This window comes from Variovorax sp. Varisp85, from assembly GCF_047304045.1.
Lineage (GTDB): Bacteria > Pseudomonadota > Gammaproteobacteria > Burkholderiales > Burkholderiaceae_C > Variovorax.
Genome location: NZ_JBGLYN010000115.1, coordinates 1 through 10,801, shown reverse-complemented (window position 1 = coordinate 10,801; position 10,801 = coordinate 1). Strand labels below are relative to the sequence as shown.

At 66.1% G+C, this 10,801-nt stretch carries 14 protein-coding genes; 10 read left to right on the top strand and 4 right to left on the bottom strand.

Features of this window, described 5'->3' with window-relative positions:
- Positions 1 to 25: 25 nt before the first annotated feature.
- On the bottom strand, positions 26 to 838 hold the full coding sequence (locus ACCC97_RS28185) for a MetQ/NlpA family ABC transporter substrate-binding protein (protein ID WP_042673712.1): 813 nt from the start codon (positions 836 to 838) through the stop codon (positions 26 to 28).
- 238 nt (positions 839 to 1,076) lie between these two features.
- Here ACCC97_RS28185 and ACCC97_RS28180 point away from each other — a divergent pair, with 238 nt between their 5' ends.
- From ACCC97_RS28180 to ACCC97_RS28165, 4 genes are read left to right on the top strand one after another with little or no spacing between them, the layout of a single operon-like run.
- Positions 1,077 to 1,949 (top strand): methionine ABC transporter ATP-binding protein, encoded by an 873-nt coding sequence (locus ACCC97_RS28180; RefSeq protein WP_413336264.1) that lies wholly within the window; start codon positions 1,077 to 1,079, stop codon positions 1,947 to 1,949.
- On the top strand, positions 1,942 to 2,604 hold the full coding sequence (locus ACCC97_RS28175; protein WP_413336262.1) for a methionine ABC transporter permease: 663 nt from the start codon (positions 1,942 to 1,944) through the stop codon (positions 2,602 to 2,604). Before ACCC97_RS28180 ends, ACCC97_RS28175 begins: the two co-directional genes overlap by 8 nt.
- 28 nt (positions 2,605 to 2,632) lie before the next feature.
- Entirely contained in the window at positions 2,633 to 3,460 is an 828-nt protein-coding gene (locus tag ACCC97_RS28170) for a MetQ/NlpA family ABC transporter substrate-binding protein (RefSeq protein WP_413336260.1), read from the top strand.
- A 25-nt stretch (positions 3,461 to 3,485) separates the two neighbouring features.
- Positions 3,486 to 3,836 carry a hypothetical protein gene (locus ACCC97_RS28165; RefSeq protein ID WP_007835545.1) on the top strand — a complete coding sequence of 117 codons (351 nt, stop codon included), beginning with the start codon at positions 3,486 to 3,488 and terminating at the stop codon, positions 3,834 to 3,836.
- A gap of 259 nt (positions 3,837 to 4,095) precedes the next feature.
- On the opposite strand, the gene ACCC97_RS28160 is transcribed toward ACCC97_RS28165, so the two are convergent.
- Positions 4,096 to 5,025 carry an alpha/beta fold hydrolase gene (locus tag ACCC97_RS28160; protein ID WP_007835540.1) on the bottom strand — a complete coding sequence of 310 codons (930 nt, stop codon included), beginning with the start codon at positions 5,023 to 5,025 and terminating at the stop codon, positions 4,096 to 4,098.
- A gap of 126 nt (positions 5,026 to 5,151) precedes the next feature.
- Here ACCC97_RS28160 and ACCC97_RS28155 point away from each other — a divergent pair, with 126 nt between their 5' ends.
- The 4 genes from ACCC97_RS28155 to ACCC97_RS28140 are packed head-to-tail and all read left to right on the top strand — an operon-like array spanning position 5,152 to position 7,751.
- Positions 5,152 to 6,213: an aldo/keto reductase gene (locus ACCC97_RS28155; protein ID WP_413336258.1), complete on the top strand. Its 1,062-nt coding sequence runs from the start codon at positions 5,152 to 5,154 to the stop codon at positions 6,211 to 6,213.
- Positions 6,210 to 6,701, top strand: coding sequence for an aminoacyl-tRNA deacylase (locus tag ACCC97_RS28150; protein ID WP_007835536.1), 492 nt, complete (start codon positions 6,210 to 6,212; stop codon positions 6,699 to 6,701). The genes ACCC97_RS28155 and ACCC97_RS28150 overlap by 4 nt, the downstream gene beginning before the upstream one ends.
- A gap of 53 nt (positions 6,702 to 6,754) precedes the next feature.
- Entirely contained in the window at positions 6,755 to 7,390 is a 636-nt protein-coding gene (plsY, locus tag ACCC97_RS28145) for a glycerol-3-phosphate 1-O-acyltransferase PlsY (protein WP_007835533.1), read from the top strand.
- 7 nt (positions 7,391 to 7,397) lie between these two features.
- Positions 7,398 to 7,751 (top strand): RidA family protein, encoded by a 354-nt coding sequence (locus ACCC97_RS28140; RefSeq protein ID WP_413336256.1) that lies wholly within the window; start codon positions 7,398 to 7,400, stop codon positions 7,749 to 7,751.
- A 10-nt stretch (positions 7,752 to 7,761) separates the two neighbouring features.
- Here ACCC97_RS28140 and ACCC97_RS28135 read toward each other — a convergent pair whose 3' ends face one another.
- Positions 7,762 to 8,406 carry a TIGR02281 family clan AA aspartic protease gene (locus ACCC97_RS28135; protein WP_413336254.1) on the bottom strand — a complete coding sequence of 215 codons (645 nt, stop codon included), beginning with the start codon at positions 8,404 to 8,406 and terminating at the stop codon, positions 7,762 to 7,764.
- A 10-nt stretch (positions 8,407 to 8,416) separates the two neighbouring features.
- A complete protein-coding gene (locus ACCC97_RS28130; protein ID WP_007835529.1) occupies positions 8,417 to 8,902 on the bottom strand; it encodes a YajQ family cyclic di-GMP-binding protein in 486 nt (161 codons plus the stop codon).
- Positions 8,903 to 8,947: 45 nt separating this feature from the next.
- Here ACCC97_RS28130 and murB point away from each other — a divergent pair, with 45 nt between their 5' ends.
- The gene (murB, locus tag ACCC97_RS28125; RefSeq protein WP_413336252.1) at positions 8,948 to 10,000 is read left to right on the top strand and encodes a UDP-N-acetylmuramate dehydrogenase; all 1,053 of its coding nucleotides are present in this window, start codon (positions 8,948 to 8,950) and stop codon (positions 9,998 to 10,000) included.
- A gap of 4 nt (positions 10,001 to 10,004) precedes the next feature.
- On the top strand, positions 10,005 to 10,801 hold a 797-nt coding region (locus tag ACCC97_RS28120; RefSeq protein WP_413336250.1), incomplete at its 3' end, for a glycine-rich domain-containing protein.

The following is a 10,801-nucleotide window of genomic DNA, read 5'->3' as shown; positions in this document are numbered from 1 at the left end:
GGGGAGGGGGAAATACCCCGAAAAATCAGAACGCGGGGATCAGCGAACCCTTGAACTGCGTCTCGATGAAGTTCTTCACCTCCGGCGACTGGTAAGCCGCCACGAGGCGCCTGGCCCAGGGCTTGTCCTTGTCGGCGCGGCGCACCGCGATCAGGTTGGCGTACGGGCTCTTGGCGGCTTCCTTGATGACGGCGTCCTTGTTCAGCGACAGACCCGCCTTCTCGGCGTAGTCGTTGTTGATGGCGGCGATGGTCAGGTCGTCGAGCGAGCGCGGCAGCTGGGCTGCGTCGAGCGCCACCAGCTTCAGCTTTTTCGGGTTGGTCACCACGTCGAGCGGCGTGGCGGTGTTGTTCTTCACCGCCTCGGGCTTCAGCGTGATGAGGCCGGCCTGCTGCAACAGCAACAGCGCGCGATTGCCGTTCGACGGATCGTTCTGGATGCCGACTGTCGCGCCGTTGGGCAGCTGGTCGACGGCCTTGATCTTGTGCGAGTAGAAGCCCAGCGGTGCGGTGATGGTCAGGCCCACGGGCACGATGTCGAAGCCGCGCGCCTTGTTCTGGTTGTCCAGGAAGGGCTGGTGCTGGAAGGCGTTGGCGTCGAGGTCGCCCGAGGCCAGCGCTGCGTTGGGCAGCTGGTAGTCGTTGAAAACCACGACCTGGATGTTCAGGCCGTCCTTGGCGGCGACCTTCTTGACCACCTCGAAGATCTGCTCGCCGTTGCCGACGGAGACGCCGACCTTGAGCGTGTTCTTGTCCTGCGCGAAGGCGGTGTTGCCGGCAAGGAGGGCGGCGGCAAGCGTGGCCAGGACGAGGGAGCGGCGGCGAAAAGTGCTGTGCATGTTGTTGTGCGAAATCAAAAAAAGAAGGCGCGAATGTGGCATTGCGGACGCCGTTTGGAAACGAACCAATGCGCATATCCATATGGCGCCTATCGGGTCACACCTTTGTGCCCTTATGTGTTCAGAGGCATAAGCAAGCGCCGATTTGTTCGTTCCCTTTCGTTGCCTTTCTTTTCATACTCGACACCTTTTCGCGAACCTCCGCGACCTGCGCGCTGCGCGGGCCGCGCTTTTCTCCATGACCCAACCCACGCCTGACTCGGGCCGCGACATTCACGCGGCGCCAGTCATCCGTCTTCAATCGGTGCAGAAGTCCTTCGCCTTGCCCAACGGCGAGGTGTTCGACGCCGTGCAATCGCTGTCGCTCGACATCCAGCAGGGCGACGTGTTCGGCCTGATCGGCAAGAGCGGTGCCGGAAAATCGACACTGCTGCGTCTCATCAACCTGCTGGAGCGGCCCGATGCGGGCAAGGTGCTCGTCGGCGGGCGCGACCTCACCACGCTCTCGCGCCGCGAGCTGCGCGACACGCGCCAGAACATCGGCATGATCTTCCAGCAGTTCAACCTGCTGCAGAACGCCACGGTGTTCGACAACGTGGCCTTCCCGCTGAAGATTCACGGCCGCCACTCGAAGGCCGAGATCGATGCCCGTGTGCGCGAGTGCCTGGCGCTTGTGGGCCTGGCCGAGAAGATCGACACCTACCCGGCCCAGCTCTCGGGCGGGCAGAAGCAGCGCGTGGCGATTGCCCGCGCGCTGGCGCCGCGCCCGCAGGTGCTGCTGTGCGACGAGCCCACCTCTGCGCTCGACTCGGAAACCACGCGCTCGCTGCTGGAGACGCTGCGCGACATCAACCAGAAGATCGGCGTGACCATCGTGATCGTCACGCACGAGCTGTCGGTGGTCGAGGTGCTGTGCCGCAACGTGGCCATCCTCGAGAAGGGCCGGCTCGTGGAGCAGTTCGCGATCGATGCACCGAGCGAGGAGCGCAAGACCGCGCTGGGCCGCGAGATCGACGAATTGGTGCGTCGCCGCGAACGCGAGGCGCGCCTGCCGGTCGTGCCGCGTCCGGCTTCGGTGCAGCGCAACGCGCTGGAGGCGGCCTATGTTTGAGAACATCGCCCCCATCCTCCCGGAGCTGTGGGTCGCCACCGGCCAGACTTTCATGATGCTGGCCATCGGCCTCTCGGCCGCGGTGCTCATCGGCGGGCCGCTGGGCATCCTGCTGTTCCTGCTGGGCCCCGGCCAGTCGCTGGAGAACAAGCCCGCGTTCCTGGTGCTCAACTGGCTGGTGAACACGGTGCGTTCGTTCCCTTTCATCATCCTGCTGGTGGCCTTGGTGCCGTTCACGCGGGTGATTGCGGGCACGTCGATCGGGCCGCTTGCGGCTGCGGTGCCGCTGTCGTTCGCGGCCATTCCGTACCTGGCGCGGCTGGTCGACCAGTGCCTGCGCGAAGTGCCGCGCGGCGTGATCGAGGCGGCGCATGCCATGGGCGCGACCGAGCTGCAGATCGTATGGCGCGTGCTGCTGGTCGAGGCACGTTCGGGCCTGGTGCTGGCGCTGACGGTGCTGGCCGTGAGCTTCCTCTCGTACTCGGCGGTGGCCGGTGTGGTGGGCGGTGGCGGCATCGGCGACCTGGCCATCCGCTATGGCTACTACCGTTTCCAGACCGACGTGATGGTGCTCACCGTGGCGCTGCTCGTGGTGTTCGTACAGATCCTGCAATTCGTGGGCAACACCACGGCGAGCAGGCTGGACAAGCGTTGATTCTTTTTTTCTCAGCTTTCCCTATCCCATGAAAACCGCATTCCTGCGCCGTTCCGTTCTCGCCCTGTCCCTGGCTGCCGTCTCGCTCGGCGGGCTCTCGCTGCAGGCCCACGCGCAAGACCCCGCCAAGAAGAACCTCGTGATCGGCGGCACCGCCGGCTCCAACGCCGACCAGCTCAAGGCCGGCATCGTGCCCATCCTCGAGAAGATGGGCTACAAGGTGAAGCTGGTCGAGTTCAACGACTACGTGCAGCCCAACCTCGCACTGGCCCAGGGCTCGCTCGACGCCAATTTCTTCCAGCATCAGGTCTACCTGAAGAAGTTCGCGGCCGACCAGAAGCTCGACCTGGCCGAACTGGTGCAGGGTCCGATCGCCCCGATGGGCGTGTATTCGACCAAGCGCAAGACGCTGGCCGACGTGAAGGAGGGCGACCGCGTGACGCTGCCGAACGACCCGAGCAACCTGGCCCGAGCGCTGGTGCTGCTGGAGCAGAACAAGCTGATCACGCTCAAGCCCGGCATCGACGTGTTGCGCTCGACGGAAAAGGACGTGGCCGAGAACCCGAAAAAGCTGAAGTTCATTCCGCTCGAAGCCGCGCAACTGCCGCGTTCGCTGGGCGACACTGAGTACGCCATCGTCAACGGCAATTTCGCGATCTCGTCGGGCCTGAAGCTCACCGAAGCCGTGGTGCTGGAGAAAACGCCGGACTACTATCTGAATGTGGTAGCCGTGAAGACCGCCGACAAGAACACGCAGTGGGCCAAGGACATCGCCGAGGCCTACCGGTCGAAGGAGTTCAAGGCGGTGGTCGACAGCAAGTTCCAGGGCTACGCCAAGCCCAGCTTCCTGCAGTAACTTCGCAGACAACAAAGGACGCCCCATGCCAGTGCTCGCCGTATTCGATGCCCAAGGAAGCTGGCGCGACACGCATGTGTGCGACGGCTGGATCACCGAGCACCTGGCCGGGCAGGGCGTGAGTTGGGGGCGTGGCAAGAAGAAGGGGCAGCGCGTGCTGGATAGCGCCGGGCTGTTTTATGTGCCGACCGCCGACGGTTACCTGGGGCTGCTTGTCGAGGCCGGCGAATGGGTGTCGGTGCCGGACGGCAAGCCGCACTTCTTCGATGCGGGCGAGGTTGAGTCTTTCGACGCCTTGCCTGCTTCGTTGCCGCTCTTCGAGGCTTTCGTCGAAGAAGTTCTCTCGCTGACGGGCAACGACGCTGACGAAGAGTAGAGGCGGCGGCGCGGGTGTGGTGCGCTCTTGTTCAGGGCGCGTGCACAGGCCGCCGGGTACTGCCCACCGCGAATGTCCCCCCGGCCTTCCGCCGCCTCCTTTCTTTATTTCGCTGCGGGGAGCGCCCGACGCCCTGTGCACCTGGGCACGCTGCCGGTGCTTGCCGATCAACGGAGGCTCTGAACGATCACGTCGATTGTCGCGGCGCAGATGGACAGCCTCGACAGCGAGCCGAGCCGCGGCTGAACAAGAGGCGGGCTCAGGCCGCCAGGAACGCTTCGATCATCCGCGCCACGCGCTGCGGCTGGTCGTGGTGCAGCATGTGGCCCGCGTCTTCGAGGCGCTCGATGCGGCTGTTGCCGACCGACTTCAGCCGTTCATGGAATTCGTCGAGCGTGAAGCGGTTCTTCCACCAGCCCTGCAGGCTGTCGTCTGCGGCCTCGACCATCAGCAGCGGTGCGGTGATGCGCGCATACAGCGCAAGCGTTTCGTCGACCCGGAAGATGTGGGCGTTGACGATCTTGTGCGCCGCCTCGCCGAGGATCTGCCAGCGCTCACCGCCATCGGGCTGCGCGTGGTGGGCCGCCCAGTGGCTGGCGAGCCACTGGGCCTTGTCGGGCGTGAGGCGCGGGTTGGTCTTCATGAGGCGGCGCGCGACGCCGTCCACGGCCGAGTAGCTGGCCAGCGCCATCTCGCCGCGGTGCAGGCGCTTGAGTTCGTCGATCCACTGGCCGTAGCGCGCGGGCGCTTCCTCGGGCTTGCGCGCGGGCATGCCGAAGCCTTCGAGGTTGACGAGGCGGCGGATGCGCTGGGGCCGCACGCCGGCGTAGTGCATGGCGACGTTGCCGCCCATGCTGTGGCCGACGAGATCGACTTGCCGTGCGTTGTCGCCCTCGCCGGCGTAGTGGTCGAGCAGCCATTCGAGGTCGGCCAGGTAGTCGGCGAGCCAGTAGTTGTCGACGCCGCCACCGTCCGTGAGGCCGAAGCCGCGCCAGTCGGGAGCGATGATGAAGCGCTCCTGCTCCATTGCATCGACCACGAACTGCCACGACGCCGCCACGTCCATCCAGCCGTGCACCAGCACCAGCGGCGGTCGCGCATCGGAGGGCTGGCCCCAGAGGCGCACGTGGTAGCTGAGGTTGCGCACGGGCACGAATTCGCTGCGGGAGGGGCGGAGGACTTGGTACATGGGCGCCGATGATAAAGAGGCCTTTGTGCTGACGCAGTCCGGCGCACGACAGCCGGCCGCCACGGAATGCCCGGGTTTTGGTGCAACGGCCAGCGGGTTGCGGGTCGGGGCGGTAGCATCCCGCGCATGAAAAAGATCCAACTTGGTCAAAGCGACCTGCACGTCACTCCGATCTGCCTCGGCACGATGACCTTCGGCGAACAGGTCGACGAGCCCACCTCCCACGCCATCCTGAGTCGCTCGCTCGAGCGCGGCGTCGACTTCATCGACACCGCCGAGATGTACTCGGTGCCCGCGCGCAAGGAAACCTACAGCGTCACCGAAACCATCATCGGCAACTGGTTCGCCGTCAACCCCGGCGCGCGCCAGAAGCTGGTGGTCGCGACCAAGGTGGCCGGCCCGTCGCGCGGCATGCCCTGGGTGCGCGAAGGCAATGGCATGACGGCGGCCGACATCGAGGCCTCGTGCAACGCCAGCCTGAAGCGGCTGAAGACCGATGTCATCGATCTCTACCAGATCCACTGGCCGGAACGCCACGTGCCGATGTTCGGCAACATCTACTACGACCCGGTGAAGGAAACATCGCAGACTCCGATCCAGGAGCAGCTCGAAGCGATGGGCAGGCTGGTGAAGGCGGGCAAGGTGCGCGCCATCGGCCTGTCGAACGAAACGCCCTACGGCGTGCACGAGTTCGTGCGGCTGGCCGAGCAGCACGGGCTGCCGCGCGTGGCGACGGTGCAGAACGTGTACAGCCTCATCAGCCGAGGGCATGAGAACGCGCTGGACGAGACGATGCACCGGCTGGGCGTGTCGCTGCTGGCGTATTCGCCGCTCGCCTTCGGCCTGTTGACGGGCAAGTACGACCGGAGCGGCATCGAGGGGCCCGATGCGCCCAAGGGCGCGCGGATCTCGAGCTATGAATCGGTGCGCAAGCAGCGCTGGGGCCGTCCCGATTCGCTGCGTGCGGCCAGGCGCTACAACCAGCTGGCACGCGACAACGGCCTGACGCCGACCCGACTGGCGCTGGCCTTCTGCTACACGAAGTGGCAGGTGGCGAGCACGATCATTGGCGTGACCTCGTTGGCGCAGCTGGAAGAAGACCTGGACGCGTACAGCACCACGCTGTCGCCCGAGATCCTGGCGGAGATCGACAAGATCCGCTGGGAAATCCGCGACCCGGCGGCGTGAGCAAGAAGACCCACGTGTCCGAAACGCCCGCAACGCAGTTGTTGCGGACGCACAAGGTCGCGTTCACGGAGCATCCCTACGAGTACGTCGAGCACGGCGGTGCGCAGCGCGGCGCCGAGATGCTCGGGCTCGACCCGTTCACCGTCATCAAGACGCTGGTGATGCAGGACCAGGACGCCCGGCCGCTGATCGTACTGATGCACGGCAACCGCACGGTGTCGACCAAGAACCTCGCGCGGCAGATCGGCGCCAAGTCGGTCGAGCCCTGCAAGCCCGAGGTGGCGCAGCGGCACAGCGGCTACATGGTGGGCGGCACGTCGCCGTTCGGCACGCGGCGCGAGATGCCGGTGTACGTGGAGGCCACCGTTCTCGAACTGCCGAAGATCGTGCTCAACGGCGGGCGCCGGGGCTACCTGATCGGCATCGATCCGCAGGTGTGCGTGGCGCTGCTGGGCGCGAAGCCCGTGCAGTGTGCGCTGGCAGAATAGCCGGCGGCGGTCGTCGCCGGATAGAACAACAACCATCTCCGCGGAGCGCCGCCTTGAGTTTCAACTTGCCTTCCCTCATCGCCATCGTGGCGTCGTACCTGATCGGCTCGCTGTCCTTCGCGGTCATCGTGAGCAAGGCGCTCGGCATGGCCGATCCGCGCAGCTATGGCAGCAAAAACCCCGGCGCCACCAACGTGCTGCGCTCGGGCAACAAAGGCGCGGCGTTGGCCACTCTGCTGCTCGATGCGCTCAAGGGTTGGGTGCCGGTGTTCTTCATCCACCGGTTCGGCGCGCAATGGGGGTTGGGGGAGGATGTCGCCGCCCTGGCCGGCCTGGCTGCGTTCCTCGGCCACCTTTACCCGGTGTTCTTCGGCTTCCAGGGCGGCAAGGGCGTGGCCACCGCGGCGGGCGTGCTGGTGGGCATCGCGCCCTGGCTGGGGCTGGCGACCGGCGCCACGTGGCTGATCGTCGCGGTCTTCTTTCGTTACTCGTCGCTGTCGTCGCTGGCGGCCGCCTTCTTTGCACCGGCTTACTATCTGATTGGCGGCGGCATTGCGTGGCCACTCGACCGCACGGTGCTGGTCGCGATCATCGTCATGAGTCTGCTGCTGATCTGGCGGCACCGCGAAAACATCCGCCGGCTCGCGGCCGGCACGGAGTCGAAACTCGGCTCGAAGAAAAAGGCTTGAAAACACCATGGCTTCCATCACCCGCTTCCACGTCGGCCCCCGCCTTTCCGAGACGGCCGTGCACAACGGCACCGTCTACCTCGCGGGCCAGGTGCCCGACGACACCACTCAGGACATCCGCGGCCAGACCACGCAGGTGCTGGCCATGGTCGAGCGCCTGCTGGCCGAGGCCGGCAGCGACAAGTCGCGCATCCTCATGACGCAGATCTTCCTGGCGGACATCACCGACATCACTGCCATGAACGAGGTGTGGGACGCGTGGATTCCGGCCGGCAATACGCCGCCGCGCGCGACCGTGCAGGCCAAGATGGCCAATGCGGCCTACAAGATCGAGATCGTCGTAACGGCCGCGCAGGCCTGACACCGGGGCTTCAATAGCGTTTTTCGAGGATCATCTGGTCCGCGTCGCGCCGCATCGAGAAGCGATTGATGAAGCTGTTGCCCAGCAGCACGAAAGGCATGGCCTGCGGTGAGACGATGGCGTCGATGTCGTAGACCTCGACGTCGCCCACGCGCACCGATTGCAGGCGCAGCCGGTAGCCTTGCGCCTGCCCGTTGGCGGTGTTCATCACGACGCGCTGGCCCTTGCTGTAGTCGAGCCCGATGCGCAGGGCATCGTCGGCCGACAGTGCGATCGACGTGGCGCCCGTGTCGAGCATGAAAGTGACGGGCCGGCCGTTGATGGCGCCCTGTGTCATGAAATGCCCGCGGCTGTCTGCAGACAGCACGACGCGGCTGCCCCCGCCGCCCGTTCCACCCCCGCCACCGATGCTGACCGGCGTGTCCATGCGCAGGTTGACGCGCTTGCCATCGAGTTCGACCACGGCCTGCTCGGCCTGCAGCGACACCAGTTTCACGCCCTGGTAGCTCTCGCCAACCGCGATGGTCTTGGGCGGGTTGCCGTTCACGATCAGGATGGCGCGGCTGCCGATGCTGCCGGTCAGGGTCACCGAGCCGGCGGCGTGCGCCACGGCAGCGGCAGCCAGCAGCTGCGCTGCGACGATGAGCGCTTTCATGCGGCCGGGCTCAGTCGCGGAAATTGTTGAACGTGAGCGGCATGTCCGGCACGTCCTTCTTGATGAGCGCCATGGCGGCCTGGAGATCGTCGCGCTTGGCGCCGGTGATGCGCACCGCGTCGCCCTGGATCGCGGCCTGCACCTTGAGCTTGCTGTCCTTGACGATGCGGGTGATCTTCTTGGCCTGCTCGCTCTCGATGCCGCTCTTGATCTTGATGACCTGCTTGACCTTGTCGCCGCCCATCTTCTGGACGTCGCCCTTGTCGAGGAAGCGCACGTCGACGCTGCGCTTGGTGAGCTTGCTGCGCAGGATGTCTTCCACCTGCACGAGCTGGAACTCGGCGTCGCCGATCATGGTGATTTCCTTGTCCTTGAGTTCGACGGCAGCGGCCGTGCCCTTGAAATCGAAGCGCGTTGCGATCTCCTTGGCGGTGTTCTCGACCGCGTTCTTCACTTCGGGCAGGTTGGGCTCGCAGACGGTATCGAAGGACGGCATGGACTCTCTCCTGAATTCACTTGGGCTGGATGCGACAATTCTCCCATGATCGTGGAGTCCAACGTCCCGCTGCAGCCCTACAACAGCTTCGGCATCGTCGCGCGTGCGCTGCATCTTGTGCGCATCGCCAGCGAAGCCGACCTGGTCGCGCTGCACGCCGACGCGGCATGGCGCGATGCGCCCCGTTTCGTGCTGGGCGGCGGCAGCAACATCGTGCTCACGGGCGACGTCAAGCCGCTGGTGCTGAAGATCGAGATCAAGGGCCTGCGGCTGGTGGAAGAAACCCCGCGCGCCTGGATCGTCGAGGCCGGTGCCGGCGAGAACTGGCACGACGCCGTCGAATGGATGGTGCGCAGCGGCTACCCGGGGCTCGAAAACCTGGCGCTGATTCCGGGCACGGTGGGCGGCTCGCCGGTGCAGAACATCGGCGCCTACGGTGTCGAACTGCAGGACCGCTTCGAGTCGCTCGACGCCTACGACCTGGAAACCGGCCGCAGCTTCACGCTCGATGCCGCGCAGTGCGCCTTCGGCTACCGCGATTCGGTGTTCAAGCACGTGCGCAGCGGCCCGAACGACTTCGGGCTGGCGGGCCGGGCGGTGATCACCCGGGTGCGATTCCGTTTGCCCAAGCCGTGGAAGGCCGTAGTCGGCTACCTCGACCTGGAGCGCAAGATGGAAGAAACCGGCAACTTCACGCCGGACGCCCAGGACATCTTCGACTGGATCTGCGCCATCCGCCGCGCCAAGCTGCCCGACTGGCGCGTGCTGGGCAACGCCGGCAGCTTCTTCAAGAACCCGACGGTCACACCCGAGCAGTGCGCTGACATCATTGCGCGTGACCCGAAGATCGTGCACTACCCGATGGCCGACGGCAGCATCAAGCTTGCGGCCGGCTGGCTCATCGACGCCTGCGGCTGGAAAGGCAAGTCGGTGGGCAATGCCGGCGTGTACGAGCGGCAGGCGCTGGTGCTGGTCAACCGCGGCGGCACCGCCAACCCGGTGACGGGCGGCGAGGTGATGACCCTGGCCAAGGCCATTCAGACCAGCGTGTACGAGCGCTTCGGCATCCGGCTGGAGCCGGAACCGGTGGTGGTCTGACGGCATGGATCTCGACTTCCTGCACCTGAACTTCCGCCGCCGCATCGGTGCCCTCGTGTGGGCCCGGCGGGCGGTGCCGCTCGTCGCGCTGGCCGCCGTGTTCCTGGGTTCGCGCCGCTGGGGTTCGGTGGTGGCCGTGATCGTGGTGGCGCTGCTGTTCTCGGCGGTGCTCAAGTTCCTCGAAACCAGCCTGCGCCGCCAGTTCATCCGCGAGGCCCGGCTGCCGCCGTTTCTCATCGGCAAGCTGCGCGAGGCGCATCCGCAACTGAGCCGGCGCGACGCCGAGCTGGTGCTGCGCGGCCTGCGCCAATTCTTCATGTCGCACCTGCGCAGCGACCGCAAGTTCGTCGCCATGCCTTCGAAGGTGGTCGACACGGCGTGGCACGAGTTCATCCTGCACACGCAGGGCTACCAGAGCTGGTGCAAGGCGGCCTTCGGCGCCATGCTGCACCACAGCCCGGCCGAGGTGCTGGGCAAGGACGCGCGGCGCAACGACGGCCTGCGCCGCACCTGGTACTGGGCCTGCAAGGAGGAGAGCATCGATCCGCGCAAGCCGGCGCGGCTGCCGCTGCTGTTTGCGCTGGACATCAAGTTCGCCATTGCGGGCGGCTTCCACTACGTGCCCGATTGCCGGGCGGTCGAGCGGCATATCGGCTCCGATGCCCAGTGCGGTACCAGCTTCGGCGAATCGTCATCGTCGGATGGCGGCAGTGCGGGCGATGCGGGCGGGTTCGGCGGCAGCGAATCGAGCAGCAGTGGCGGGGATGGCGGCTCCGGCGATGGCGGGGGCTCGTCCGACGG

What these genes read in the sequence shown, in the direction of transcription:
- ACCC97_RS28160 (WP_007835540.1), bottom strand. Translation starts at nt 5,025, where the DNA reads ATGTACCAAGTCCTCCGCCCCTCCCGCAGCGAATTCGTGCCCGTGCGC.
- ACCC97_RS28180 (WP_413336264.1), top strand. Translation starts at nt 1,077, where the DNA reads ATGACCCAACCCACGCCTGACTCGGGCCGCGACATTCACGCGGCGCCA.
- ACCC97_RS28165 (WP_007835545.1), top strand. Translation starts at nt 3,486, where the DNA reads ATGCCAGTGCTCGCCGTATTCGATGCCCAAGGAAGCTGGCGCGACACG.
- ACCC97_RS28140 (WP_413336256.1), top strand. Translation starts at nt 7,398, where the DNA reads ATGGCTTCCATCACCCGCTTCCACGTCGGCCCCCGCCTTTCCGAGACG.
- ACCC97_RS28185 (WP_042673712.1), bottom strand. Translation starts at nt 838, where the DNA reads ATGCACAGCACTTTTCGCCGCCGCTCCCTCGTCCTGGCCACGCTTGCC.
- ACCC97_RS28130 (WP_007835529.1), bottom strand. Translation starts at nt 8,902, where the DNA reads ATGCCGTCCTTCGATACCGTCTGCGAGCCCAACCTGCCCGAAGTGAAG.
- ACCC97_RS28175 (WP_413336262.1), top strand. Translation starts at nt 1,942, where the DNA reads ATGTTTGAGAACATCGCCCCCATCCTCCCGGAGCTGTGGGTCGCCACC.
- murB (WP_413336252.1), top strand. Translation starts at nt 8,948, where the DNA reads ATGATCGTGGAGTCCAACGTCCCGCTGCAGCCCTACAACAGCTTCGGC.
- ACCC97_RS28155 (WP_413336258.1), top strand. Translation starts at nt 5,152, where the DNA reads ATGAAAAAGATCCAACTTGGTCAAAGCGACCTGCACGTCACTCCGATC.
- ACCC97_RS28135 (WP_413336254.1), bottom strand. Translation starts at nt 8,406, where the DNA reads ATGAAAGCGCTCATCGTCGCAGCGCAGCTGCTGGCTGCCGCTGCCGTG.
- ACCC97_RS28170 (WP_413336260.1), top strand. Translation starts at nt 2,633, where the DNA reads ATGAAAACCGCATTCCTGCGCCGTTCCGTTCTCGCCCTGTCCCTGGCT.